The organism is Luteimonas changyuni, from assembly GCF_039548395.1.
Lineage (GTDB): Bacteria > Pseudomonadota > Gammaproteobacteria > Xanthomonadales > Xanthomonadaceae > Luteimonas.
Genome location: NZ_JBCLUZ010000040.1, coordinates 1 through 25,024, shown reverse-complemented (window position 1 = coordinate 25,024; position 25,024 = coordinate 1). Strand labels below are relative to the sequence as shown.

Annotated in this window: 23 protein-coding genes and 1 riboswitch; of the genes, 13 read left to right on the top strand and 10 right to left on the bottom strand. The window is 69.1% G+C overall.

Going from position 1 to position 25,024, the window contains the following annotated elements:
* Positions 1–851: transposase (locus WCD84_RS13155; protein ID WP_343281650.1), on the bottom strand; the 851-nt coding region annotated here is incomplete at its 3' end.
* Positions 852–1,327: 476 nt separating this feature from the next.
* Positions 1,328–1,429, top strand: a riboswitch (glycine riboswitch).
* A gap of 46 nt (positions 1,430–1,475) precedes the next feature.
* Between WCD84_RS13155 and gcvP the strand changes: the two genes are divergently transcribed.
* The 4 genes from gcvP to egtD all read left to right on the top strand — a co-directional run bounded on the left by gcvP (position 1,476) and on the right by egtD (position 9,056).
* A complete protein-coding gene (gene gcvP, locus WCD84_RS13150) occupies positions 1,476–4,364 on the top strand; it encodes an aminomethyl-transferring glycine dehydrogenase (RefSeq protein WP_343281649.1) in 2,889 nt (962 codons plus the stop codon).
* Between the two features lie 201 nt (positions 4,365–4,565).
* Positions 4,566–6,740, top strand: a complete 2,175-nt coding sequence (locus WCD84_RS13145) for a catalase (protein ID WP_449280123.1) — start codon at positions 4,566–4,568, stop codon at positions 6,738–6,740.
* A 136-nt stretch (positions 6,741–6,876) separates the two neighbouring features.
* A complete protein-coding gene (gene egtB, locus WCD84_RS13140; protein ID WP_343281648.1) occupies positions 6,877–8,097 on the top strand; it encodes an ergothioneine biosynthesis protein EgtB in 1,221 nt (406 codons plus the stop codon).
* Positions 8,094–9,056 carry an L-histidine N(alpha)-methyltransferase gene (gene egtD, locus WCD84_RS13135; protein WP_343253620.1) on the top strand — a complete coding sequence of 321 codons (963 nt, stop codon included), beginning with the start codon at positions 8,094–8,096 and terminating at the stop codon, positions 9,054–9,056. Before egtB ends, egtD begins: the two co-directional genes overlap by 4 nt.
* Before the next feature lie 59 nt (positions 9,057–9,115).
* Here the strand turns inward: egtD and WCD84_RS13130 are convergent, their stop codons facing one another.
* On the bottom strand, positions 9,116–9,730 hold the full coding sequence (locus tag WCD84_RS13130; protein WP_343281647.1) for a hypothetical protein: 615 nt from the start codon (positions 9,728–9,730) through the stop codon (positions 9,116–9,118).
* A 99-nt stretch (positions 9,731–9,829) separates the two neighbouring features.
* Positions 9,830–10,360, bottom strand: a complete 531-nt coding sequence (locus WCD84_RS13125; RefSeq protein ID WP_343253622.1) for a hypothetical protein — start codon at positions 10,358–10,360, stop codon at positions 9,830–9,832.
* Between the two features lie 176 nt (positions 10,361–10,536).
* Here WCD84_RS13125 and WCD84_RS13120 point away from each other — a divergent pair, with 176 nt between their 5' ends.
* The 4 genes from WCD84_RS13120 (at position 10,537) to WCD84_RS13105 (ending at position 13,385) form a co-directional block, all read left to right on the top strand.
* Positions 10,537–11,091: an NADPH-dependent FMN reductase gene (locus WCD84_RS13120; protein ID WP_343281646.1), complete on the top strand. Its 555-nt coding sequence runs from the start codon at positions 10,537–10,539 to the stop codon at positions 11,089–11,091.
* Positions 11,092–11,166: 75 nt separating this feature from the next.
* Positions 11,167–11,388, top strand: coding sequence for an AbrB/MazE/SpoVT family DNA-binding domain-containing protein (locus WCD84_RS13115; RefSeq protein ID WP_343281645.1), 222 nt, complete (start codon positions 11,167–11,169; stop codon positions 11,386–11,388).
* A gap of 8 nt (positions 11,389–11,396) precedes the next feature.
* Positions 11,397–11,825, top strand: a complete 429-nt coding sequence (locus WCD84_RS13110; RefSeq protein ID WP_343281644.1) for a type II toxin-antitoxin system death-on-curing family toxin — start codon at positions 11,397–11,399, stop codon at positions 11,823–11,825.
* Between the two features lie 78 nt (positions 11,826–11,903).
* Positions 11,904–13,385, top strand: coding sequence for a SulP family inorganic anion transporter (locus WCD84_RS13105; protein WP_343281643.1), 1,482 nt, complete (start codon positions 11,904–11,906; stop codon positions 13,383–13,385).
* Between the two features lie 21 nt (positions 13,386–13,406).
* On the opposite strand, the gene WCD84_RS13100 is transcribed toward WCD84_RS13105, so the two are convergent.
* Positions 13,407–14,930 carry an FUSC family protein gene (locus WCD84_RS13100; protein ID WP_343281642.1) on the bottom strand — a complete coding sequence of 508 codons (1,524 nt, stop codon included), beginning with the start codon at positions 14,928–14,930 and terminating at the stop codon, positions 13,407–13,409.
* Positions 14,931–15,006: 76 nt separating this feature from the next.
* Between WCD84_RS13100 and arsC the strand changes: the two genes are divergently transcribed.
* Positions 15,007–15,408 (top strand): arsenate reductase (glutaredoxin), encoded by a 402-nt coding sequence (gene arsC / locus WCD84_RS13095; RefSeq protein WP_343253627.1) that lies wholly within the window; start codon positions 15,007–15,009, stop codon positions 15,406–15,408.
* Between the two features lie 31 nt (positions 15,409–15,439).
* On the opposite strand, the gene WCD84_RS13090 is transcribed toward arsC, so the two are convergent.
* Both WCD84_RS13090 and WCD84_RS13085 read right to left on the bottom strand, forming a co-directional pair.
* A complete protein-coding gene (locus tag WCD84_RS13090; protein WP_343281641.1) occupies positions 15,440–17,539 on the bottom strand; it encodes a TonB-dependent copper receptor in 2,100 nt (699 codons plus the stop codon).
* A gap of 67 nt (positions 17,540–17,606) precedes the next feature.
* Entirely contained in the window at positions 17,607–17,987 is a 381-nt protein-coding gene (locus WCD84_RS13085; protein ID WP_343281640.1) for a DUF2946 family protein, read from the bottom strand.
* Positions 17,988–18,192: 205 nt separating this feature from the next.
* On the opposite strand from WCD84_RS13085, the gene nirK reads away from it, so the two are divergent.
* Together nirK and WCD84_RS13075 are read left to right on the top strand one after the other, a co-directional pair.
* A complete protein-coding gene (gene nirK / locus WCD84_RS13080) occupies positions 18,193–19,569 on the top strand; it encodes a copper-containing nitrite reductase (RefSeq protein WP_343281639.1) in 1,377 nt (458 codons plus the stop codon).
* 147 nt (positions 19,570–19,716) lie between these two features.
* The gene (locus WCD84_RS13075; protein WP_343281638.1) at positions 19,717–20,355 is read left to right on the top strand and encodes a hypothetical protein; all 639 of its coding nucleotides are present in this window, start codon (positions 19,717–19,719) and stop codon (positions 20,353–20,355) included.
* Positions 20,356–20,408: 53 nt separating this feature from the next.
* Here WCD84_RS13075 and WCD84_RS13070 read toward each other — a convergent pair whose 3' ends face one another.
* The gene (locus WCD84_RS13070; protein ID WP_343277889.1) at positions 20,409–20,738 is read right to left on the bottom strand and encodes a thioredoxin family protein; all 330 of its coding nucleotides are present in this window, start codon (positions 20,736–20,738) and stop codon (positions 20,409–20,411) included.
* Positions 20,735–21,139 (bottom strand): host attachment family protein, encoded by a 405-nt coding sequence (locus WCD84_RS13065; protein ID WP_343281637.1) that lies wholly within the window; start codon positions 21,137–21,139, stop codon positions 20,735–20,737. Before WCD84_RS13065 ends, WCD84_RS13070 begins: the two co-directional genes overlap by 4 nt.
* 151 nt (positions 21,140–21,290) lie before the next feature.
* On the opposite strand from WCD84_RS13065, the gene WCD84_RS13060 reads away from it, so the two are divergent.
* Together WCD84_RS13060 and WCD84_RS13055 are read left to right on the top strand one after the other, a co-directional pair.
* Positions 21,291–21,857: an alpha/beta hydrolase family protein gene (locus WCD84_RS13060; protein WP_343281636.1), complete on the top strand. Its 567-nt coding sequence runs from the start codon at positions 21,291–21,293 to the stop codon at positions 21,855–21,857.
* A 114-nt stretch (positions 21,858–21,971) separates the two neighbouring features.
* Positions 21,972–23,762 (top strand): diguanylate cyclase domain-containing protein, encoded by a 1,791-nt coding sequence (locus WCD84_RS13055; protein WP_343281635.1) that lies wholly within the window; start codon positions 21,972–21,974, stop codon positions 23,760–23,762.
* A gap of 29 nt (positions 23,763–23,791) precedes the next feature.
* Here WCD84_RS13055 and WCD84_RS13050 read toward each other — a convergent pair whose 3' ends face one another.
* Both WCD84_RS13050 and WCD84_RS13045 read right to left on the bottom strand, forming a co-directional pair.
* Entirely contained in the window at positions 23,792–24,163 is a 372-nt protein-coding gene (locus tag WCD84_RS13050) for an efflux RND transporter permease subunit (protein ID WP_343281634.1), read from the bottom strand.
* A 238-nt stretch (positions 24,164–24,401) separates the two neighbouring features.
* On the bottom strand, positions 24,402–25,024 hold a 623-nt coding region (locus WCD84_RS13045), incomplete at its 5' end, for a transposase (protein WP_343281633.1).

Genomic DNA, 25,024 nt, shown 5'->3' with positions numbered 1-25,024 from the left:
ACCAAGGCCACCTTGGCGCATTTCCCGCGGGCTCTCAGGTCCTGGTAGCGCTGCTTGAGGGCTGGCTGGGCGCGGATGGCGCTCCATGTGGCCATGTACAGCACGCGTCGGATCCCGGCGCGGCCGCCTCGGATGCGGCGCAACCCTTTCTTGCCGCCGCTGTCGGCGTTGTAGGGAGCCACTCCCACCAGCGCCGCGATCTGCCTGCGCTCGATCTGCCCCAGTTCGGGCAGGAAGGCGATCAGCGTGGCAGCCGTCACCGGACCGATTCCCGGCACGGCCAGCAGCCTCTCAGCGCGCTCGCTGTCGGCCTCGGCCACCGCGCCGGCAATCGCCTTGTCGAGGAGTGCGATCTCTGCCTGCTGCGCGCGCAGCAGGCGCTGCAGGCTGGCCACCACCAGCGGCTGGTCCTGCACCTGTTGCAGCCGGCGCCGCTCGTCGTCGCGTTGCTGCACCACTTGGCTGCGACGCTGCACCAGCGCCTGCAATCGTTGTTGCTGCGGCGTCTCGCGCTGCGCTGGGGGCGCATCGGTCACTTGCGCCAGGTGGGCCAGCATCGCCGCATCGATCGGGTCGGTCTTGGCGACCCGGCCCATGGCCGTGGCGAACGATCGCGCCCGGTGCGGCGGTACCCTCACCACCGGCCATTCAGCCTGCAAGGCTGCCATCACGGCCCGCTCGTAGCCGCCGGTCGCTTCCAGCAGCACCCGCTCAACTGGCAGTTTTCGCAGCCGCTGCGCCAGCACCCGGTGGCCGGCCGGACTGTTGGCTACCTCGAAAATCTCCCCGCTCGGCCGCAGCGCCACCGCCAGCGTGGCCTTGGCCACGTCGATTCCTACGAACACAGACATCAGCTTCTCTCCTAGACTGGACGGGAGAGCACTCTTGCCGGCCCACGCTTGTGCAGTGCGAGCTGCTGACTCGTTCAACTGTTCGGGCTTTGGCAAGAGCCTGGAGTGCGGGCGCCCTGGCTCCCACACGTGCTTTACGGCACTCCGGCTTGTCGGCGTCCCGCACTCCGCTCTCGCCTACACGCTAAGGCAAAGCCAAGACACAAGCGGCTATGGCCGCGACGGGCCGCTTCCCTGTTGGAGCGGCTACAGCCGCGATGGACCGCTTCCCTGTGGGAGCGGCTACAGCCGCGATGGACCAATCGCGGCTATAGCCGCTCCTACAAGAGCTGGCGCTGCTCCCCGGGAGCTGGCGCTGCCGGCGCAGGCTATAATCCCCGGGCAAGACTCTCCAGCGGGAGAAGCCGTTCCAGTCCACCGGGGCGGCTGCCGAAGGCGCAACGCCCGTAATCGCTCAGGCCCATGTACCGCTGGCGGGGACAAACTCTGGAGAGACCGGTCAAACCCGGCGCCGAAGGTGCATGGGGTGGGCTTCACGCCCGCCTTGAACTCTCAGGCAAAAGGACAGAGGGGCGCCCCGCGTGCACGCACGCGGCCCATCCGCGCCCGCCAGAGTCCATTGCCATGTCAAAGCAGCCCGCTTCCCTCCGCTCGCTCGAGCACCACGATGCGTTCGTGGAACGCCACATCGGCCCGAACGAAGACGAGATCGCGCAGATGCTGCGCATCGTCGGCCACGATTCGCTCGATGCGATGACCGACGCCATCGTTCCCGGCTCGATCCGCTCCGGCGACGCGCTCGCCCTGCCGCCGCCGATGACCGAGGTCGATGCGCTGGCGAAGATCCGCGCCATCGCCGACCAGAACACCGTCTTCCGCAGCTTCATCGGCCAGGGCTACTACGGCACCCACGTGCCGAACGTCATCCTGCGCAACATCCTCGAGAACCCGGCCTGGTACACGGCCTACACGCCCTACCAGGCGGAAATCTCGCAGGGCCGCATGGAGGCGCTGATCAACTTCCAGACCATGCTCGCCGACCTGACCGGCATGGAGATCGCCAACGCCTCGCTGCTGGACGAGGCCACCGCGGCGGCGGAAGCGATGACGCTCGCCAAGCGCTCGGCGAAGTCGAAGTCCAACGTCTTCTTCGTATCGAAGAACGTGCATCCACAAACGCTGGAAGTGCTGCGCACGCGCGCCGGCGGCCTCGGCATCGAGCTGCACGTGGGCGACGACGCGGACGCGGCGACCGTCGACAGCTACGGCGTGCTGCTGCAGTACCCCGACACCTTCGGCCGCATCGGCGACTACCGCGCGGTGGCCGAGGCCGTGCACGCGCGCCAGGGCGTGGTCACCGTGGCCGCCGACCTGCTGGCGCTGACCCTGATCGCCGCGCCCGGCGAATGGGGCGCGGACATCGTGGTCGGCAACACCCAGCGCTTCGGCGTGCCCTTCGGCTTTGGTGGCCCGCACGCGGGCTACATGGCCTGTCGCGACGCGTTCAAGCGGCAGATCCCGGGGCGCCTGATCGGCGTGTCGGTCGACGTCGAGGGCAATGCCGCCTACCGCCTCACCCTGCAGACCCGCGAGCAGCACATCCGCCGCGAGAAGGCGACTTCGAACATCTGCACCGCGCAGGTGCTGCTGGCGGTGATGGCGAGCATGTACGCCGTCTACCACGGCCCCGAGGGCCTGACGCGCATCGCCCGCCGCGTGCACCGGTTCACCACGATCCTCGCCGCTGCGCTGCGCGGTGCCGGCGCCACCGTGGGCGATGACTTCTTCGACACCCTGCACGTCGGCGGCATCGACGCCGCGGCGGTGCATGCCGAGGCTCGCGACGCGCGCATCAACCTGCGCGCAATCGACGCCGGCAGCGTCGGCATCAGCCTGGACGAAACCACCACGCGCGATGACGTGGTGGCACTGGCCGCGCTGTTCGGCGCCGCGATCGACGACATCGACGCGCTCGACGCCGAGGCTGCCGACGCGTTGCCCGCAGGCCTCGAGCGCAACACCGCGTTCATGACCCACCCGGTGTTCAACACCCACCACAGCGAGCACGAGCTGCTGCGCTACATGCGCGCCCTGGCCGACAAGGACCTGGCCATGGATCGCACGATGATCCCGCTGGGCTCGTGCACCATGAAGCTCAACGCCACCGCCGAGATGATTCCGATCACCTGGCCCGAATTCAGCGAGATCCATCCGCTGGCGCCGGCCGACCAGACCGCGGGTTACAAGGTGCTGATCGACGGCCTGGAAGCGATGCTGGCCGAGATCACCGGCTACGACGCGGTGAGTTTCCAGCCGAACTCCGGCGCCCAGGGCGAGTTCGCAGGACTGCTCGCGATCCGCGCCTACCTGGCTTCGAAGGGCGAGGGCCACCGCGACATCTGCCTGATCCCGGAGTCCGCGCACGGCACCAACCCGGCCTCGGCGCAGATGGTCGGCATGACGGTGGTGGTGACGCGCTGCGACGCCAACGGCAACGTCGACGTCGAGGACATCCGCGCCAAGGCGGAGAAGTACTCCGACCGCCTGGCCGCGATCATGATCACCTACCCGTCCACGCACGGCGTGTTCGAGGAAGACGTGGTCGAGATCTGCGAAATCGTGCACGCGCACGGCGGCCAGGTGTACACCGACGGCGCCAACATGAACGCGCTCTGCGGCGTCGCCCGTCCCGGCAAGTGGGGCTCGGACGTCAGCCACCTCAACCTGCACAAGACCTTCTGCATCCCGCACGGCGGCGGCGGCCCCGGCGTCGGCCCCTGCGCGGTGAAGTCGCACCTGGCACCGTTCCTGCCGCGCGCCTTCGGCGGCGAGGGCGAGGTTGGCATGGTCTCGGCGGCGACGCACGGCTCGGCCAGCATCCTGCCGATCAGCTGGATGTACATCGTGATGATGGGCGCCGAAGGCCTGCGCCGCGCGACCCAGGTCGCCCTGCTCAACGCCAACTACGTCGCCAGGCGCCTGGAGCCGCACTACCCGACCCTCTACACCGGCCGCAACGGCCTGGTCGCGCACGAGTGCATCCTCGACCTGCGCGCGCTCAAGGACGCCACCGGCGTCGGCGCCGAGGACGTGGCCAAACGCCTGATCGACTTCGGCTTCCACGCGCCCACGCTCAGCTTCCCGGTGTCGGGCACGCTGATGGTGGAGCCGACCGAGAGCGAGTCGATGCACGAGCTCGACCGCTTCATCGACGCCATGATCCAGATCCGCGAGGAGATCCGGGCGATCGAGGACGGCCGCCTGGACCGCGAGGACAACCCGCTCAAGCACGCCCCGCACACCGCGGCGCAGGCCTCGGCCAGCGAGTGGACCCACGCCTACCCGCGCGAACTCGCGGTGTTCCCGCTGCCCAGCCTGCGCCAGCAGAAGTACTGGCCGCCGGTGGCGCGCGTGGACAACGTGCACGGTGACAAGAATGTCTTCTGCAGCTGCATCCCGATCGGCTCGGCCGAGGATGAGCCGGAGGCATTCAGCGAGCCGGACGTGGTGTAAGCGCCGCGGGGGCAACGGTGGCCTGGTCGCAATCGCGGCCATGGCCGCTCCCACAGCACGTCGCGATCTGCTGGGCCAGGGCCGCTTCCGCGGCACGCATGCCTGCCCTGTGGGAGCGGCTATAGCCGCGATCCGATCCGCGACCACGCCGGCTTTACGCCTCCGGCCACAGGATGGCTGCTCCCCCCAGCGGAGCAGCCCATGGCCAGGCCCAAGACCCCGACCACGACGCCACCTGGCGCGCAGCCGCCCACCGCTCCCAAGCCGCCCCGGCCCAGGCCCGCGGGCAGGGTCGGGCGCCGCGCGGAAGGTCCCGATCCCGAGTTCGACGCCCCGCGCGGCAACGGAGGCGAATACCAGCAACAGGCCGGCGGCAAACGCCCGCAGCTCACGACCAACCAGGGCGTGGTGGTCGCCGACAACCAGAATTCGCTCAGGCAGGGCGTGCGCGGACCGACGCTGCTGGAGGACTTCATCCTCCGCGAAAAGATCATGCACTTCGACCACGAGCGCATCCCCGAGCGCGTGGTGCATGCGCGTGGCTCAGCCGCCCACGGTTATTTCGAACTCACGAAGTCGCTGGCCAAATACACGCGCGCGAAGCTGTTCACCGAGGTCGGCGAGCGCACGCCGCTGTTCACGCGCATCTCCACCGTGGCCGGCAGCAAGGGCTCGATCGACACTCCGCGCGACGTGCGCGGCTTCTCGGTCAAGTTCTATACCAAGGAAGGCAACTACGACCTGGTCGGCAACAACATCCCGGTGTTCTTCATCCAGGACGCGATGAAGTTCCCGGACCTGGTGCACTCCTTCAAGCCCGAGCCCGACCGCGGCTTCCCACAGGCCACCAACGCCCACGACACGCTTTGGGATTTCATCTCGCTCACGCCCGAATCGATGCACATGATCATGTGGGCGATGAGCGACCGCACCATCCCGCGCTCGCTGCGGATGATCGAAGGCTTCGGCGTGCACAGCTTCCGCCTCCTCGACGCCGAAGGACGCAGCACCTTCGTCAAGTTCCACTGGCGGCCGAAGCTCGGCATCCAGTCCACCGTCTGGGACGAGGCCATGAAGCTGCAGGCGGCCGACAACGATTACCACCGCCGCGACCTGTTCGAATCGATCCAGGCCGGTGACTTTCCGGAGTGGGAGCTCGCGGTGCAGCTGTTCACCGAGGCCGAGGCCGAGGCCTTCCCCTTCGACCACCTCGATCCCACCAAGATCATTCCCGAGGCGCTGGTGCCGCTGCAGGTGGTCGGGCGCATGGTGCTCGACCGCTGGCCGGACAACTTCTTCGCCGAGACCGAGCAGGTGGCGTTCTGTCCGGCCAACGTCGTGCCGGGCATCGACTTCAGCAACGACCCGCTGCTGCAGGGCCGCCTGTTTTCCTACCTCGACACCCAGCTGATCCGCCTGGGAGGACCCAACTTCCACCAGATCCCGATCAACCAGCCGAAGTGCCCCTTCGCCAACCACCAGCGCGACGGCCACATGCAGATGCAGGTGCCACGCGGGCGGGTGAACTACGAGCCCAGTTCGCTGCAGGACGACAGCCCGCGCGCCGACTCGCAGGCCGGGTTCCGCAGCCACGCCTCGCCGCCCGACGACGGGGTCAAGGGCCGCATCCGCGCGGAGAGCTTCGCCGATCATTTCAGCCAGGCGCGGATGTTCTTCCACAGCCTGGAGGTGCCGGAGCAGGCACACCTGGCCTCGGCCCTGGTGTTCGAGCTGTCAAAGGTGGAGACACCGAAGGTGCGCGAGCGCATGGTCGGCCAGCTGCGCCACGTCGACGAGTCGCTTGCGCAGCGGGTGGCCGACGGTCTCGGCATGGATACCCTGCCGCAAGCGCCGCCGGCCGCAATGCCGGCGCAGGACCTTCCGCCGGCGCCCGAAGTGCGCATCATCGGTCGCATGAGAGAAACGCTCCAGGGCCGCAGCGTCGGCATCCTGATCGATGAAGGCAGCGATGCCGCGGCGCTGAAGGCGCTGCGCAAGGCCGCTGAATCCGCCGGTGCCACGGTGAAGATCGTCTCACCGAAGCTTGGTGGCGCAACGCTGTCGGACGGGAAGAAACAGCCGGCCGACGGGCAGCTCGCGGGCACGCCTTCGCAGGTGTTCGACGCGGTCGCAGTGCTGCTGTCCGAAGCCGCAGGGAAAAAGCTGGCAAAGGAGGCTGCCGCCGTCGACTTCGTCGCCAATGCCTGGGCGCATCTCAAGGCGATCGCCTCCGACGCCGGCGCCAAGCCGCTGCTCAAGGCCGGGAACGTCGGCCGTGACGCGGGCACCGTGGACGCCGCGGACGCCAAGGCATTCATTGCCGCGGCAAAGACCCGGCAGTGGGCGCGCGAGCCGAAGCTGCGGACGCTGGCCTGAACATATGGCCGGCCTCCGTATCCGCCCCCAGGCAGCGGCCGCGCGTGCCGGTGCCGCCGCGCGTGCGCGGTAACCGCAGCGCACGCGCAGGGTGCGCGCTTTGAAACCGGCACGGGACAGCGATTACCCTGCGCGCATGGCATGCGATCCCGCCACCCGCTACTCCGACGTGCGCGCGCGCACCGTATCGCTTGCCGCACCGCTTACGCCCGAGGACGCGCAGCTGCAATCGATGCCCGAGGCCAGTCCGGCCAAGTGGCACCTGGCGCACACCACGTGGTTCTTCTCCCGTTTCGTGCTGGGCGACGCGCCGGAGGCGATGCCTGCCGGCTGGGACTACCTGTTCAACAGCTACTACGTGGGCGCCGGTGAACGGCACGCGCGCGCCCAGCGCGGCCAAGTCTCACGGCCGACGCTGGCCGAGGTGCTGGCGTGGCGCGAAACCATCGACGCACGTGTACTCGAGCGCCTGGACGCCGGCGGCTTCGCTCCCGACGCGCTCGACGTGCTGCTCCTCGGCACCCATCACGAACAGCAGCACCAGGAACTCCTGCTGACCGACATCAAGCACGCCTTCTGGTGCAACCCCCTGCAGCCCGCCTACCGGACCGACGGCGGTCCCGACCGGGGATCCAACTGCGGGCGCGGCCATGGCCGCGATGCGCAACCCGCGGAAGAGAACGTGGATCCGACCCTCCGGTGGCTTCCCCGCCCGGAAACCATCGCCGAAATCGGCGCGCCCGCCTGGCCCGGTCGTGGCACCAGCTTCGCCTACGACAACGAAACTCCGCGCCACCGCGTACTGATCGCTGCCCATGCCATCGCCCGCCGCCCTGCTAGCAATGCCGACTACGCGGACTTCATCAGCGACGGCGGCTACGACACCCCCGCCCTGTGGCTGAGCGACGGCTGGGATCTCGCACAGCGCGAAGGCTGGCGGCGCCCGCTCTACTGGCATCAGGATGGTGCGCGCGAGTTCACCCTGGCAGGCTGGCGCGAACGCGATCCCGGGGCCGCCATCCGCCACATCAGCCACTACGAGGCCAACGCTTTCGCCCGCTGGGCCGGCGCGCGCCTGCCGACCGAGGCCGAGTGGGAACTCGCGGCACCCGACCTTGCCGGCACCGGCCAGGCCTGGGAGTGGACCTCCAGCGCGTACGCGCCCTACCCCGGCTTCCGCCCGCTCGCGGGCACGCTGGGCGAATACAACGGCAAGTTCATGAGCGGCCAGCTGGTGCTCCGCGGCGGCAGCTGCGCCACGCCGCCGGGACATGCCCGCCCGACCTACCGCAACTTCTTCGCACCGCCCGCGCGCTGGCAGTTCTCCGGCCTGCGCCTTGCAAAGGATCCTGCTTGAGCAATGACCTGACGATCACCGACCTGCACCCCAGCGTCGACGACATCACCGGCGACATGCTGCGCGGCCTGTCGGCCACCCCGAAGCACCTGCCGTCGAAATATTTCTACGACCAGCGCGGATCCGAACTCTTCGAGGCCATCACCCGCCAGCCCGAGTACTACCCGACGCGCGTGGAGCTGGCCCTGCTTGCGGACTGCGGCCCGCGGATCGCCGCCGCGGTCGGCCCGCGCGCGCACGTGGTCGAGTACGGCAGCGGCAGCGGCCGCAAGACCCGCCTGCTGCTGGACGCACTCGAAGACCCTGTGGCCTATACGCCGATCGAGATCTCGCGCTCTGCGCTGACCGCCAGCGCGGAGCGCCTGGACCGCGAGTTCGGCGACGTCGAAGTGCTGCCGGTGCTGGCCGATTTCACCCAGGCGGTACCCTTGCCCACGCCCTCGCGCAGGGCCGACTCGGCGCTGGTGTTCTTCCCCGGCTCCACGCTCGGAAACTTCAGCCGCGAGGAATCGGTGCGCCTGCTGGCCGCGATGCGCGACACCATGGGCGGCAGCGGCGCGGCCCTCATCGGCCTGGACCTGGAGAAAGATCCGGCCATCGTCGAAGCCGCGTACAACGATGCCGCGGGAATCACCGCGGAGTTCACGCTCAACCTGCTGCGCCGCCTCAACCGCGACCTCGGCAGCGACTTCGACCTCGCGGGCTTCGCCCACCGCGCACGCTATGTGCAGCCCGAAGGCCGAATCGTGACCACCCTGGAAAGCCTGCGCTACCAGGTCGTGACCGTGGAGCAGCAGCAGTTCGCGTTTGCACAGGGGGAATCGATGCAGGTCGAACAGAGCCAGAAATACACCGACGCCCGCATCGGCGCGCTGGCGTCCGAGGCGGGGCTGCGCGTGGTCGATGGCTGGAACGATGCCTGCGACTGGTTCGGGCTGCGCCTGCTGCGCCAGGCCTGAACCCGCCTCCGGCGCGCGCGCGCGACCGCCGGTAGCCGACGGCCGCGCGCTGGCGCGTTCTAGTGCTTGCGCATGCCGTCGCGCGCGTTCTCCGCGCGCGCCGCGCCGATCGCGGTCTCGACCTTCTTCACCTCTTCCGGCGGCGGCAGCACCGCCGGCAGGCCAAGCGACTGTAGCCACAGCTCCCGACCCCATCCCTTGGTGTGGTACAGGTGGTGGTCTTCCTGCTGCTCGACCTCCTCGTACGCGGCCTTGAGCACCTTGCCGACATCGCCGGTGGCCTTCTTCGAGACGTAGCCGATCAGTTCCCAGTTGAGATGGTCCTTGGTCTCGGCCAGGACCACGCACTCCGCGGCGACAAGTTCGGCGGCCACCGGATCAGCCGCCGCCTGCGCCATCTCCATCGCCTTCACCAGCGACTTGCCGTGGTGGGCCACGACCTCGCGGCCGGGCGTGCGGACGTCGGGATCCAGCCCCAGCTGCTCGAACACGCCCAGCAGCACCTCCTGGTGGTGCCGGGTTTCCTCGAGGTAGTCGTTCCACTCCTTGCGCAGGTCGTCATTGACCGCGCACTCGATCGCCTTCAGGTAGACCTGCTCGCCGCCGAGCTCGGTCTCGATGCCCTGGTACAGCAGCTCGTGCAGCTGCGCCTCGTCATAGCTTCCGCGTGCCATGTCGCCTTCCTCCTCGGGTGGGGAGGCATACCTTCCGGCCGCGGGCGTCGCGGCGCGGTGAAGCGGCAAGGCTCCCGGCGAAGGCGCCGGGGCCCGGGCTCAGGACGCCGCGACCGGCCGTTTCCGGGGCACGGCGTCGAACGGGAGCATGATCCTGGCGTCCTTGAAATACATCATCCGCAGCTGCCGCCCGCGCGGCGACCAGCCGATGAAGTGCGCCTTCGCCTCGGCCTCGTACATGTCCTGGTAGCGCACGGCCATGTCGTCGTTCTGCAGTTCGATCATCACCCCCACCGACTCCGGCTTCGGCAGCGAGGCGTTGTAGGCCTCCAGCGTGTCGCGGATGGCATTGAGGAAGGGCATGGTCTGCTTCAATCCGCGCGCGCCGACGTCGAAGAACTGCCGGTAGAGATAGGTCGGCTGGCCGAAGGACGGAACGATACCCAGCACCGCGGTGCCGACGCCCCAGATCCGGCCTTCATCATCGCGGCCCACGGCCACCGCCTGCTGCGCCCGCTCGGCGGCCCTGGTCGGATCAGGCAGCGCACCGTTGCGCGCCCACATGGCGATGAGCTCCGATGACAGTTCCGGCGTCACCTTTTTCCAGACCGGCACGATCTCCATGCTCACCTGCCCACCCTGCTGCGCCGCGTGCAATCCGTCATCAATCCTCTCCTCCCCGGTGTCGTCCGATCATGGCGCAAGCGGCAGCGACCGCGCAACGCGGTCGCCGCACAGGCGCGGCAACAGGCTGTTAACGGCAGCGGCTGGATGATGGAAGTCCCCCGGAAACGCGGAGCCATCCCATGGCCGACCTCAAGATCGCGGTGCTCGTTGGCAGCATCCGCAAGGACTCACTGAACCGCTCGCTCGCGCAGGCGCTGGAAAAACTGCTGCCGGCAGGCGCGAGCTTCGAATACGCGCGCATCGACGACCTGCCGCCCTACAACCAGGACGAGGACGACAATCAGCCGGCGCCGGCGAAACGGCTCAAGGCGCTGATCTCCGAAGCCGACGGCGTGCTGTTCGTAACCCCCGAATACAACCGCTCGGTGCCTGGCGTGCTCAAGAACGCCATCGACCACGCCTCACGGCCGTATGGCCAGAGCGCGTTCGGCGGCAAGCCGGCGGGCATCGTCGGCATCTCCATCGGTGCCATCGGCACCGCCTGCGCGCAGCAGCACCTGCGCGCCATCGCCGGCTATCTCGACATGCCGACGTATGGCCAGCCGGAAGTCTTCCTGCAGGCCAAGGACGGGCTGTTCGAAGCCGATGGCAGCGTCGGCGAGGCCAGCCGCGGCTTCCTGCAGGGCTGGGTGGACGGCTATGTGGCCTGGGTGAAGAAGCACTCGGGGAACTGACTCCACGAGCTTCGCGATTTGTCCGGCGGTCCCGGGCGGTATAACATTGGTTATAACCGCCCAGGAGTACCGGTCATGAAGCTCAAGATCACCACCATCGGCAACTCCGCCGGGGTCATCCTGCCCAAGGACCTGCTCGCACGCCTGCGCCTGCAGAAGGGCGACGAACTGTTCGCGCTGGAGACGCCCGACGGCATCAGGCTGACCGTGTTCGATCCGACGCTGGCCGAGCAGATGGAGGTCGCGGAGCAGGTCATGCGCGATCGCCGTGCATTGCTCAACAAGCTCGCGCAGTAGTGGCGGCCATGATCACGTGGATCGGGAAGCCGTTTGCACTTGCCATCCACGACCGCCAGCTGAGCGAGCACGGCGGCAGCAGCGGCGTGCGCGACGAGAGCCTGCTGGACTCCGCCCTCGCCCGTCCGCAGCAGCTGTACGCGTACGGCGACCCTCCGCCGGACCTTGCCGATCTCGCCGCGAGCCTGGCGTTTGGCCTGGCGCGCAACCATCCTTTCATTGACGGCAACAAGCGCACTGCGGCCGTGGCCTGCGAAGTGTTCATCGTGCTCAACGGCGGCTCGCTGCAGGCCGAAGACCTCGAGTTGTACCCGGTCTATCTCGCCCTTGCCGAAGGCAGCCTCCCCGAAGCCGGTTTCGCCGCGTGGCTGCGCGACCGCATCCAGCACAAGGCCGGCCTCGACGTACACGAGCCCGGGGCGCGCTACGCACGCTGAACTGCACCCCGCCGCACAGACCAACCCCACCTCCACCCTTGCAGTGCGCGTCGCCGCCGACGCCCACGGAGCCGCTCCATGTCCGTCATCTATCCGCCGCTGCGCGAGCAGTGGTTCGGCAACATCCGCAGCGATGTCCTGTCCGGCGTGCTGGTCGCGCTGGCGCTGATCCCCGAGGCCATCGCGTTCTCGATCATCGCCGGCGTCGATCCCAGGGTCGGCCTCTACGCCTCGTTCTGCATCGCGGTGGTCACGGCAGTGGCCGGTGGCCGTCCGGGCATGATCTCCGCCGCCACCGGCGCAATGGCGCTGGTGATGGTCGACCTGGTGCGCGACCACGGGCTGCAGTACCTGCTGGCGGCGACCATCCTGGCCGGCGTGCTGCAGCTCCTCGCGGCGGCACTGCGCTTGAACACGCTGATGCGCTTCGTGTCGCGTTCGGTGGTGATCGGTTTCGTCAATGCGCTTGCGATCCTGATCTTCATGGCGCAGCTGCCGGAGCTGATCGGCATGCCGCTGACGGTGTACATGGTGTGCGCGGTCGGGCTGGCGATCATCTACCTGCTGCCGCTGGCCACCAGAGCCGTGCCATCGCCGCTGGTGGCGATCATCCTGCTCACCGCGCTCAGCCTCTGGCTGGGCCTGGACATCCGCACCGTGGGTGACATGGGCGAGCTGCCGGATGCGCTGCCGACGTTCCTGTTCCCGGACATTCCGTGGACGCTGGACACGCTGTGGATCCTGCTGCCGGTGTCGGCCACGCTGGCCGTGGTCGGCCTGCTGGAGTCGTTGATGACCGCGCAGATCGTCGAGGACATGACCGACACCCCCACCAACCGCCGTCGCGAATGCGCCGGCCAGGGTTCGGCGAACATCGTCGCCGGCCTGTTCGGCGGCATGGCCGGCTGCGCGATGATCGGCCAGTCGGTGATCAACGTCAGCTCGGGCGGCCGCGGCCGGCTGTCGTGCATGGTCGCAGGCGTGGTCCTGCTGCTGCTCGTGGTCTACGCGTCGGACTGGGTATCGAAGATCCCGATGGCGGCGCTGGTGGCGGTGATGATCATGGTCAGCATCGGCACCTTCCACTGGAAGAGCTTTCGCGAGCTGAAGACCCACCCGAAGAGCGCCAACCTGATCATGTTCGGCACCGTGGTGGTCACCGTCGCCACCCACGACCTGGCCAAGGGCGTGCTGGCCGGCGTACTGCTCACCGCGCTGTCGTTCACGCGCCGGGTGAGCTCGATGCTGCAGGTCGAACACCACGATGGCGACGATGGCAGCCGCAGCTATCGCGTGACGGGCCAGGTGTTCTTCGCCTCCGCCGTGCAGTTCGCCAACAGCTTCGATTACCTGCATACGCCCGGGAAGGTGCTGATCGACGTGCGCGATGCGCATTTCTGGGACACCAGCGCGGTCGGCGCCCTGGACCGCGTGGTGCTGAAGCTGCGCAAGCATGGCGCGACGGTGGAAGTGGTCGGCTTGAACCTGGCGAGCCAGTCACTGGTCGATCGCCTGGGCACGCACGGTGACGAAGCGCCGGCTTCGTCGATGGGCCAATAGCAGCAGCTGGCCGGGCCCCGATCAGCTGCTGCGAATCGATCCCGCATCGGCGCCGGGCTCACGCGCCAGGCATTCCTGCAGGCTGCGCAGCTCGCGTTCCAGCAGCGGCGGCTGCGGGCCCAGCGGGCCGGGTGTCGTGCGCGCGGCGGCCGGACGCGCTGGCAGCAGGCGGAACACCAGCAAGGCGATGGCGCAGCCGATCGCGGTATCGACGCCGCGCGCCAGCACGAAGGGCCCGGGTGACTCGATCAGTTGGCCACCTGAAGCCAGCAGCAGGGCCGCGCTGGTGATGAACACCACCGCCAGCGCGTAGTTGCGCACGACCAGCATTTCGACCACGAACTGCAGCGCCATCACCGTGGCCACCAGCCACAGGCCCTGCGGGTACAGCACGATGATGGCACCGCCCAGCAGCAGCCCCATCCAGGTGCCGAGCAGGCGTTCCACCGAGCGCACCAGGGTGCGGCGCCAGTCGAAGCCCTGGTGCAGCATCAGCACCGCGGCAGCGACCGCCCAGTACGAACGCTCGAGCCCGAACCGGGCACCGATCCAGCCCGACACCAGCGCCGCCAGGCCCACGCGCAGCACCACCAGCCGTGACATCGAGCCCGGGGCCAGCGCTTCGCGCAGGATGCTGGCCGCGCCGGGATGGCCGAGCGGCACCACGCCCGGCACCACGCCCGGTGGCAAGGCATCCGTGGCCGCGGCCGCTTGCACATGCGCCTGCAGTCCGCGCACTTCTTCGGTGATCGCGGCCGGCGGCGCTTCGCCGCGGGCGGCAGCGGCCATGGCATCGGCAAACAGCAGGTGCATGCGGCGATTGATCGCACGCAGCGCGGTCAGGCGGCCGGGAGCCGCGCGCTTGGGCTGATAGCCGACCAGGGTGTTCCAGGTCGCGTGCAGGGTCTGCGCGGCGGCATGGCGTGCGCGATCCTGCCCCGGCGTGCCCGCGGCCGCGACGAAGGCGGCCACGGCATCGCCGGCACGCAGCACCGCTGATTTTTCAGGGCCGCGCGCGTCCGACAGCGCGCCCAACATGTGCACGCACCAGGCAAAGGCGCCGCCGCAAAGCACCAGCAGCGCCGCCGCCAGCGGCCCGCCCGCCGGTGGCCGCATGCCGCTGGCCGCGGCGCAGGCCAGCAGGAACATGTACGCCCCCGGCGGGCCAACTTGGAAGGCGGTGCTCATCCAGGTGGCGACCATGGCCATCACCGCCACCACCGGCACCACCACGGTCCAGCCCAGTGGCGCGGCGGCCATGCCGATGCCCACCGCCGCCGCGAACGCCAGCGCGATCAGGGCCAGCTCGCGCGCACGGTTGAGATAGGGCCGATCATTGCCGTAGAGCGCGGTGAAGCCACCGGTGGCGGCCAGCATTCCCGCGGCGACCTCGCCCGCAAGCCAGCCGGCCAGGATCGGCATGCCCATGCAGAACGCCGCCCGCAGCGCGAAGCGCCAGCGTCCGGGTGGACCGCGGCGCACATCGAACATGCCGCGCATCTGCTGGCGCAGGCCGGGCGGCGGATTGGAGGGCGCGGCGGACACGCCCTGATTGTAGGCGCGCACGGGTGCCAGGCCTTCCCCGCAGCGCTACAGTGGAGCGCCCCCAGCGAGGCCCACCATGCACGCCACGATCTATCACAACCCGCGCTGCGGGACGTCACGCAACACGCTGGCGCTGATCCGCCACGCCGGCATCGAGCCCGAGGTCATCGAATACCTGAAGGACACGCCCACGCGCGAGGAGCTGGTCGCGCTGATCCGCGAAGCCGGCATCGGCGTTCGCGATGCCATCCGCGCCAAGGAGGCGAAGTACACGGAGCTGGGCCTGGACGATCCGGCCCTGTCGGAGGACGCGCTGCTCGACGCGATGCTCGCCGAGCCGATCCTGATCAACCGGCCCTTCGTGCGCACCAGCCTGGGCGTGCGGCTGGCGCGACCGTCGGAAGCGGTGCTGGCGATCCTGCCGCCGCTGGCCACGCCGTTCACCAAGGAGGACGGCGGCGTGGTGCCGCCGAAGTAGCGGCACCACCCTGGCCCGCGACGGCGACTCGTCAGTAGGTGTAGCCCACCCGCAGCCAGAGCGTCCGGCCCGGCTCGTTGATCCGCACCGCATCGGCCGGATAGCCGAAGTCGGCGTTTCCGGCAAGGTTGAGGTGCTCGCTGTAGGCGCGATCGAACAGGTTGTCGACGCCGGCGGTCAGCTGCACGCCGCTGGCGAAGCGGTAGCCGGCGTTGAGCGCGAGCGTGGCGAAGCCGGCGCTGGGACCGATGTCCTGGCCGACCACGTTGCCATAGCCCTCGGCGACGCGGTCCTGTCCGTCGACCAGCCTGACCAGCGCACCGGCCGACCAGGTGCCGTTGTTCCAGTCCGCGCTCAAGCGGCCCTCCAGCGGCGGCATCTGCGGCAGCGGACGGCCGCTGTCGCGGTCCTTGCCGCGGGCATGGGCCAGGCTGGCGCCGAGCTTCCAGTCCTCGCTCGCGCGGTACTCGCCGCCAAGCTCGGCGCCGCTGGTCCGCGCGTCGATGTTCGACACCCTGGACATCGGACCCGTCATTCCGTCCATGTAGTGGAACTGGATGAAGTCATCGACGCGGCCGGCATAGGCCGAGATCCAGGCGTCGAAGCGCGTGCCGCTGTACTGCAGGCCGACGTCCAGCTGGGTGGTCTTCTCGGTGTCGAGGCCGGCGAAGGCGTTGGCAAAGCCCATCGGGCCCATGTCCGCGGAGAACAGCTCCCAGTAGTCGGGCATGCGTTCGGTATGGCCGATGCCGGCGTACCAGCTGAGCGACTTGCCGACGTCGCGTTCGAAGCGGACGAAGCCGGCCTTCAGCGTCTCTTCGCGCGACTGGCCCGCCGTCGGGTTGGGCATCGCCGGGTGGCCGTGGCCACCGGCGACCGTCACCCGCCCGTCCTCGGCACCGGCGCGGTCCGCGCGCGCGCCGGCGATCCAGCGGCTGTCGTCGCCCTGGAACCAGGTGCCTTCGGCGAACAGGCCGAGGTTGTCGAAGCGCGCGTCCACCGTCCATGGCATGGCCAGATAGGCGTTGCGGCCCATGCCGGCGCGACGGCGGTGGCGGCTGTCCTGGGCGTCGATGCCGGTGACGAGCTCGAACGCGGCGCCGCGCCAGGTCGCCGCGGCGCGCCCGCCGCTGGTGCTGCGCTCGACGTTGGACGCCATCGGCATGGGCATCGAACCGTTCGGGTTCGGGTCGCGCAGGCTGTAGTTGTCCATCACGTGGTCGGCGACGTTGTGGTAGACGCTGGCCTCGAATTCCTGCAGCGCGCCGAACCCGATGTTCGCCTTCTCCAGGCGCAGGCTGTAGTTGCTGCGGTCGAAGCTGCTGCCATCCATGCCGCGGGTGGCATAGCGCGCCTGGCCGTCGCCGATGCCCACGCCGAGTTCGAGCAGGGTGTCCTCGTCGGGCGTCCAGCCGAGCGCGAAGTCGGCGTTCCACTTCTTCCATGCCGAACCGACGCGGTCGCCGTTGCCGTCGTCGTAGTCACCGGATTCGGAGCGGTTGGCGCTCACGCGTGCGTAGCCGAGCGGCATGCCGTAGGTCGCGTCGACCACCTGGTCGTTGCGGCCCCAGCTGCCGGCCAGCGCGCTGCCGGCAAGCTTCCAGGTGGGTTCGCCGTAAAACTCGCGGTCACGCTCGAAGCGCACCGTGCCGGCCGACGCGCCCGGGCCCCAGAGCACGGTCTGCGGACCCTTGGTGACCACCAGCGCGTCATAGGTTTCGGGCGCGATGTAGGACATCGCGTTGTCCATGCGCGAAGGGCAGGCACCGGGCATGGCACCGTCGTTGGTCAGCAGGTTCAGGCGCGAGCCGAACATGCCGCGCAGCACCGGATCACCGTTGCTGCCGCCGTTGCGGACGGTGCTGAAGCCGGGAATGGTCTTGAGGTAGTCGGCACCATCACTGGCCGGCACCGGCTGGCGCGGAAGCTTCGGGCTGGTTTCCCAGGTCAGCGCGGACACCGGCGCGGCGGCCGTGACCACCAGCGCTTCGAAATCCACCGTGCGCGTTGCGTCCGGCGTGGTGTCGGGCGCGGCGGCCTCCAGTGCAAGCGCGACGGGGCTGGCAAGTGCGGCGGCAATCGCCAGGCACAGGCAGGACGAACGGATCACCGGGCAAAGGGGGATCGACATGGCGTGACTCCATGGAGCGGAATGCGATGGGGGTGCCGCGCGGCGGGTGCCGGGCGGCGTGGCAAGGTCAGCCGACGCGCGGCGGTCCGCGCGAGCCCAGTCCGTTCGGGTGCAGCCATGCCACGCTGGGTGCGGTTGGCGCCAGCGCCGGCGGGGTCGGCAGCGGCAAGGCGAAGGCCTTGAACACCACCGGCGCCGAGTGCGTGAACGCTGCCAGCAGCGGACAGTAGTCGCAGTCGGGATCACCGATCGCGGGACGGGCATCGCCCGGAGCCCCACCGTCGTGTCCACGATGCCGTGCGTGTCCACCATCGTGGACAGGAGCCTGCGCGACACGGGCCTCGCCCGGGGCGTCCAGCAGTCGCGTGGTGGTCGGCACCAGCATCAGCAACAGCGCTGCCGCCAGTCCGATCCGCCCCATCCAGTGCTGGAATCCCTTCGTGTTCATTTCACGGCGGATTGTCCGCGCCAGCCATCGGAATGGATCTGACGCAGGTCAAGACCGGACGCTTCCCATACGCGAACGTACGCGCTTGATCCAGGTCATGGGGCTGGCCGCTGCACAGCGGTAACGTGCACTCCATCGGCCAGGAACCACCCGCAGCATCGGCCCCCGATTTTCTTCAAGTCGTTCAACCACTGAGGTCATCACCATGAGAAACCTGGTACTGCTGTTCGCACTCGCCGCCGCCGGCGGCTTCGTCCCCTCCGACGTGGCCGCGCAGGGATCGGCCTCGGTCGACATGATCGCCGACGTCAACTTCAGCCTGCGCACCGAGATCACCGGCGGCCAGATGGTCTTCGTCGGCAACGCCGGCGCGATCAAGGACCAGGTCAATCCCGACCTGCGCGTGCCCGAGGGCTCGGTGGTCGCGATCACGATCACCAACAACGACGGCGCCATGCATGACATCGCGGTGCCCGAGTTCGGCGCCCAGTCCGACCAGCTGGTCGGCGTGGGCTCGGCGACCACCATCGTGTTCCGCGCCACCAAGGGCGGCACCTTCGAGTACATCTGCACCATCCCCGGCCACAAGCTCGCGGGCATGGCCGGCAAGCTGATCGTCGGCGACGTCAAGGAAGAAGTGAGCACGGCGGTCGACATCTCCAAGAACCCGGCCGAAGTCGGCACGCCCGTCGGCGACCGCGCCGCCCAGCACGTGACCTATGACCTGCTGACCACCGAAGTCGAAGGCCGCCTGTCCGACGGCAGCACGTACCGCTACTGGACCTTCGACAACACGGTCCCGGGCCCGCTGCTACGCATCCGCCAGGGCGACACGGTCACGATCAACCTCAAGAACGCCGAGGACAGCGTCAACATCCACTCGGTCGACTTCCACTCCGTGACCGGCCCCGGCGGCGGTGCGGCGGTGACCCAGGTCCGCCCCGGCGAGACCAAGAGCTTCACGTTCAAGGCGCTGCACCCGGGTCTGTTCGTGTACCACTGCGCCACGCCGATGATCGCCCACCACATCTCCAACGGCATGTACGGGATGATCCTGGTCGAGCCCGAAGGCGGCCTGCCCGCGGTCGACAAGGAGTACTACGTGATGCAGGGCGAGCTCTATACCGCCCAGAAGCACGGCTCCAGCGGCCTGCAGGAGTTCTCGGTCGACAAGCTGCTTGACGAGAAGCCCGAGCACCTGATGTTCAACGGCTCCATGGACGCGCTCACCAAGACCTACGACATGAACGCGAACGTGGGCGAAGAAGTCCGGATCTTCTTCGGCGTCGGCGGTCCGAACCTGATCTCGAGCTTCCACCTGATCGGCGAAGTGTTCGACCGGGTCTACGACCTGGCCTCGTTCACCAGCCCGCCGCTGACGGACGTGCAGACCACGCTGGTGCCGCCGGGCGGCGCCACCATGGTCGAGTTCAAGGTCGACTACCCGGGCAAGTACATCCTGGTCGACCACGCACTGTCCCGCGCGGAGAAAGGCCTGACCGGCATCCTCACCGTCAACGGTGAAGCCGACTCGACGATCTTCAACAGCAACGAGGCGATCGACGCAGCGTCCGGCCACTGACGCAGGCACCGCAAGGCGGCAAGCAACGGCCCCGCTCCGGCGGGGCCGTTTTCGTGTGCGAAGTCAAGCGCGGTCGGCACTGCGATTGCACACAGGCGTCATGCCGCAGTCACCCCTGGTGAGACGAAGGCAGGGACAATAGGCGCCATGCACCAGATGATCGAACTCCACCCCAAGGCCGACGCGCTGATCGGCCTCGGGCTGCCGGCAATCCCCTACCCCGTCGCCCTCCCCGCCTTCCAGGCCGCCGTCGCCAACGACGGCGAGCTGCCGCTGGCCGACATGCTGCACGGGCTGCAGCTGCGCGCCGCCCGTGAAGCGGCTGACTGGCAGGCCATGGAGCCGGCCATGGCGCGCCTGGCGGAACTGCTGGCACCGGATGATGCCGGCGAATGCCTGGCCGCCGAAGGCGCGGACTGGTGGATCGAAATCGGCCCGGTCGACCTTGCCGGGGCGGTCGTGGCCCTGCAGCGCGACGACGCACTCCTGGCCGCGATCACGCAGCGTCCCGACGGCCGCCCGCGGATGGCGGCCTATCGTCCGCTGGACGGCCGCTCCATCGAACTGCTGGTGGGTCTTGCCCGTGGCGGCGCAGCGCTCGCGGACCTGCGTTTGCCTGCCACCGCGGAGCCCGGCCTTCCCGGCCTGTCGCGCTGGACTGCGGACGCGGGCAGCGGAGCGGACGCCGGCACGCGGCCCGCCTGGCGCACGCAGCCGGCTCCGGCGGCGCGCAGGCCGGCGTTCGTGCTGGCAGAAATCAGCAGCTGGGAGCAGCTCCGGGCCTGAGTCCGGTTCGCCCGTTGGAACCGCAGGGCGGCGACCTTTGCGGACGCCGGCCGCTAGATCCGGGCCAGGGCGTCGCGCAGCGGTTCCAGGTCCGCGCTGGAAACCGGGCGCACCACCCGCACCAGCTCCTGGCCCGACCGCAGCAGCACCAGCGTTGGCCACAGCTTCACCTTGAAGGCGCGGCCCAGCGGCCGTCCGCGACCGTCCTCGATCTTCAGGTGCCTGATCCCGGCGTGTTCTCCCAGCAGCACCCGGATCGGCGCCTGCGCCGCCTGGCAGTGCCCGCACCAGTCGGTTCCGAACTCCAACAGCAGGGTGCCTTCCATGGCATCGAGCTCCGCACGCGCCGGTTCCACGGCCGAGTAGCGCGCCTCGTAGCTCACAGCGGTGCCCGCAGCGCCTGCTCGATATCGCCCAGTGATGCGTTGGTCAGCGTCTTCGGCAACTCGGCGACCAGGCGTTGCTGGACTTCCTTGTGCAGCAGCGGGCGCATCCGTCCGAGCGTGGTGGGATCGGCCATCAGCACCAGGTGCTGGTACTGCTGCTTGAGCGCGCCTTCGTTCAGCGCCAGCGCGAGCTGCTTGGCGAACGTGGCCTCGTCGATCTGGGCACCGGTGGATTCGTGCGGCATGCTGCCCGCCGGGCCGTCGTCATCCATGTTCATCAGCTCGCGCAGCTCGACCTGGCGCAGCGCGGGCTCGCGCTCGTCGCCGGAGTTTCGGAACAAGCGCGCACCGGTGCCATCGGCAACCACCACCAGGGTGTCGGAAGGAACAAGCGTCATGTGGGTCTCCAGTCGGGCGTTGGAACATCACCTTCCACGACGCGCCATCAACAGCGCGTGACCTGCTGCCGGATCCGGCGCCCTGATGCGCTAGGCGCGACCTGCGGTCTCCACGCCATCCGCGGATAACGCCACTTTCGTCGTCTTCGCCATGGTGCCTTCCGCCTTTGCCGAACGCCTGCGTGGCCATTGGGGCGAGTTCGACCTGCCGCAGTACATGGCAGCCATCGACGCCTTGCGTGCCGAAGGCCTGGTGTCCGAGGTGGCGGCCTTCGGGCATTCCGACGGCGCCTTCCTCACTGGGTGGGCACTGGTCGAGCGCATGCCGCTGCTCGCGGCCGTGGTCTCGGCCGGCGTGCTCGACCAGCATTCGCACGCCGGCACGTCCGACACCGGCTATTACGTCGGCCCCTACGGGATGTGCGGCGAACGCGACGAGGTGCCCGCCACCTACGAGCGCCTGTCACCCGTGCGCCGGGCCGATCGTGTCCAGGCGCCGACGCTGTTTCTGCAAGGCAAGGACGACAAGCGCTGTCCCGTCGGCCAGACGGAGCAGATGTTTTCCGCCATGATGCGCAGCGCGCCGGCGCGGGCACGTATGGTGTTGTTTCCCGGGGGCAGCCATCACGTGTCGTTTGCGGGCCGCCCGAGCCATCGCGAAACCTGGTACGGGGAACTCGTCGACTGGGTCGAAACACATCGGGCGGCGGCGCCATGAGCACGTCGGGCCTTCCCCACGTCGCCGAAGAGGCGTGATGCGGCGCAAGATCAAGATCTGAAGCGTGCCGGAGCCTGCAGGTACACTGCGCAGTGCCTTTCCGCACGTGAAGCCATGTTCCACCACCTGAGACTGCCGCGTACGTACTGGGTCGACCGGAGCCGCCTGGCGATCCTGATCGCAAGCACTGCGTGGCTCTCGCTTACGCTGGTCCGCGGACCGGACGAGCTTGCCGCGGTCTGGGTCGGCAACGGCATCCTCACCGGCTGGCTGCTGTCCCGACGCACCGCCACCTGGCCGGGCTACCTGGCGGTTGCGCTCGTGGCCGAGCTTCCCGCACGTATCCTGGCGGGCGACGAGCCACCGTACGCGCTGGCCATCGCGATACTGAACCTGATGGAAGCGCTGGCGGTGGCCTGGCTCGTCCGCCTCCGCGTTCCCGACGTCCGCAATCCGAAGGACTGGCTCCGCCTGGGCGGGATCGCGACCGCGGCCACGCTGGTGGCCTGCTCGCTGACCGGAATGATGGCGGCGGCCGTGGCCCACTTCATAAACGGTCAGGACTTCCTGCGCGCTGCGGGCAGTTGGTACGCCGCACACGTCGTCGGCATGGTGGTGCTGGCGACCACGACCCTGGTTGCGCTGCGCGAAGGCCGACTGTTCCTTGAACCGGGCCGCGGCTGGAGTCTGGCAGCCACCATGGGCCTGCTGGTCGCAGTGGGCGTAGGCGTGGTCTTCACCCGATACCCGATGCTGTTCCTGACCTACCCGCCCCTGTTGCTGGTCGCTGTGCGCCACGGCTTCGCCGGCGTGGGCATGGGGGTGATCGCCCTGGGGCTGGTCGTCGCCACTGCCACTGCGCTGGGCTACGGTCCGCTGTCGCACCCGAGCCTTGGCGATGACAGTCGGCTGGCCTTGCTGCAGCTCTACCTGGCGGGTGGCTGCCTGATGACGATCCCGGTATGCCTGGCGATGGCCGAACGCAACCGGCTGGCCGCGCGGCTGGGCGAAAGCGAGCGCCGCTACCGCATGCTTGCCGACCACTCGCACGACGTCATCGCGCGCGTCGGGGCCGATGGAGCGCTGCTTTACGTCTCACCGTCGGCCGCGGAGATGTTCGGCTTCAGGCCCGCCGAGATGATCGGCGACCGCCGGGATTACCTGCATCCGGACGACCGCGCGCGGCAGGAGGAGGCAATGGCCGATGTCCTCGCCTCGGGCGACCCGCGCACCGAGATCTACCGCATCCGGCACAAGGACGGCCACTACGTCTGGGTCGAAGGCGTGCTGCGCTGCCTCCCTTCCGATGGCGAGGCCGAGTCCAACGACATCATGCTGACCGCCCGCAACATCAGTCGCCGCGTCGCCGCAGAGCAGGCGCTGGCGGCAAGCCGGTTGGAGCTGGAACGGCTGTCGCGCGTCGACCCACTCACCGACATCGCCAACCGCCGCCAGTTCGACGACCGCCTGGGGCTGGCGCTCAAGCGGCAGCAGCGCCACGCGATCCCGATCGCGCTGCTGTGCATGGACATCGACCATTTCAAGCAAGTCAACGATGGCCACGGCCACGCCACCGGCGACATCGTGCTCAAGGCCTTCGCGCAGCGGCTGTGCGACAGCGTGCGCGAGACCGACCTGGTCGCCCGCCTGGGCGGGGACGAGTTCGTGATCCTGATCGAGGACGCATCCCCCGGAGCCGCCGAGGCCGTGGCGCGCAAGGTGGTCGCCGCCATGGCGGAGCCGGTCGATGTCGGTGGCACCCGGCTTACGGTCAGCACCAGCATCGGCGTCGCCTACGCGCGGCAGGCGGCCGATGCGGCCGGCCTGATGGCCTCGGGGGACGCCGCCCTGTACGAGGCCAAGAAGGCCGGGCGCAACCGCTACCACGTGGCCCGGGAGTCCTGACGCCCCGCGGCCCCCAGGCTACCGCGCGATCACGCCGCCGCGGCGGGCGCCCCGCCCCTGAGCCTGCGGACCAGGCGTTGCTCGAGGTCATCCATCAGCGTGAACGCCGCCGGCACCACGACCAGGCTCAGCACGGTCGAGGTGATCAGCCCGCCGATCACCGCCACTGCCATCGGCATGCGGAAGCTCGCGTCCGCGGTCAGGCCGAGTGCGATCGGCATCATCCCGGCGCCCATCGCCATCGTGGTCATGATCACCGGCCGCGCGCGCTTGTGGCAGGCGTCCATCAGCGCCTCGTGGCGGGTCATGCCCTTTTCCTCGGCCATCACGGCGTAGTCGACCAGCAGGATCGAGTTCTTGACCGCGATGCCGATCAGCAGGATCGGGTATAGGAAGTTCAACCGCCTTTTTGGCGAGTCTGGCGGGTAGGAAGCGGCCGCGCAAGCGCCGCTTTGGGCACAGATCGGGCACAGATCGGGGGTTCATGCGTGGGTTTTCGACATCGCGGGGCCACGCAGCGGCTCAGTGCGTAGCCATTTCTCACCGAATCCCGGCACAGGGCCGAGCGCAGCCCTGCGGGGTCGTGGCCGCATCGGATCGGACTCTGGCTTGGCTGCCGGCTGTGTGGCCGGCACCTCGTCACGCGGCCGGCGGCGGCGCGCGCGCTGCGGGCCGGTAGTGCGCTTGCTCCAGCGCGCCGTGCTTCTCGAAGTGGGCGAGGATGGCGCGGATGGCGCGGATGGCGGTGGGTTCCTCGATGCTGGCGACGATCCGCACCGCGCCGCCGCAGTGGGCGCAGGTGGTGACGTCGATGGAAAAGACCCGCTTGAGCCGTTGCGCCCAGCTCATCGCACGGCGCTTCTGCTCGGGGCTGCGCGGCTCGTCGTGGGCGCTTGCGTCAACCGGCACCGCATCGCCCGCAGGCCGCTTGCCGCGCCCCGAGGGCGTCAGCTGCGCACGCAGGTTTGCATTCGGGGCGAATACGCCGTGGAAGCGGGTGAGATGCGCGCGAGGTGGCGGGACCAGTGCCGCCAGCTTGGCGATGAAGTCCACCGCATCCCATTCGACATGGGTGGTCCCATTTCGCCACGGCGTCTTGAGCTGATACCGCACCCTACCCTGCGGTGAGATCGATAGCCGCTGCTCGCTGATCGCCGGGCGCGTGATGTAGCGGCACAGCTTTTCGAGCTTGTGGCTTTCGTGTGCTTCCGCGGCCACGCCGGCATGCAGCGAGAAGCCGCCGACCTTGCCGGCGTCGCCCT

Bases quoted from the DNA above. Each gene is read 5' to 3' on its own strand.
- WCD84_RS13120 (WP_343281646.1), top strand. From the start codon at position 10,537: ATGGCCGACCTCAAGATCGCGGTGCTCGTTGGCAGCATCCGCAAGGAC.
- gcvP (WP_343281649.1), top strand. From the start codon at position 1,476: ATGTCAAAGCAGCCCGCTTCCCTCCGCTCGCTCGAGCACCACGATGCG.
- egtB (WP_343281648.1), top strand. From the start codon at position 6,877: ATGGCATGCGATCCCGCCACCCGCTACTCCGACGTGCGCGCGCGCACC.
- WCD84_RS13110 (WP_343281644.1), top strand. From the start codon at position 11,397: ATGATCACGTGGATCGGGAAGCCGTTTGCACTTGCCATCCACGACCGC.
- WCD84_RS13060 (WP_343281636.1), top strand. From the start codon at position 21,291: ATGGTGCCTTCCGCCTTTGCCGAACGCCTGCGTGGCCATTGGGGCGAG.
- WCD84_RS13130 (WP_343281647.1), bottom strand. From the start codon at position 9,730: ATGGCACGCGGAAGCTATGACGAGGCGCAGCTGCACGAGCTGCTGTAC.
- WCD84_RS13105 (WP_343281643.1), top strand. From the start codon at position 11,904: ATGTCCGTCATCTATCCGCCGCTGCGCGAGCAGTGGTTCGGCAACATC.
- WCD84_RS13090 (WP_343281641.1), bottom strand. From the start codon at position 17,539: ATGTCGATCCCCCTTTGCCCGGTGATCCGTTCGTCCTGCCTGTGCCTG.
- WCD84_RS13065 (WP_343281637.1), bottom strand. From the start codon at position 21,139: ATGACGCTTGTTCCTTCCGACACCCTGGTGGTGGTTGCCGATGGCACC.
- arsC (WP_343253627.1), top strand. From the start codon at position 15,007: ATGCACGCCACGATCTATCACAACCCGCGCTGCGGGACGTCACGCAAC.
- WCD84_RS13115 (WP_343281645.1), top strand. From the start codon at position 11,167: ATGAAGCTCAAGATCACCACCATCGGCAACTCCGCCGGGGTCATCCTG.
- WCD84_RS13085 (WP_343281640.1), bottom strand. From the start codon at position 17,987: ATGAACACGAAGGGATTCCAGCACTGGATGGGGCGGATCGGACTGGCG.
- WCD84_RS13075 (WP_343281638.1), top strand. From the start codon at position 19,717: ATGCACCAGATGATCGAACTCCACCCCAAGGCCGACGCGCTGATCGGC.
- WCD84_RS13055 (WP_343281635.1), top strand. From the start codon at position 21,972: ATGTTCCACCACCTGAGACTGCCGCGTACGTACTGGGTCGACCGGAGC.
- nirK (WP_343281639.1), top strand. From the start codon at position 18,193: ATGAGAAACCTGGTACTGCTGTTCGCACTCGCCGCCGCCGGCGGCTTC.
- WCD84_RS13145 (WP_449280123.1), top strand. From the start codon at position 4,566: ATGGCCAGGCCCAAGACCCCGACCACGACGCCACCTGGCGCGCAGCCG.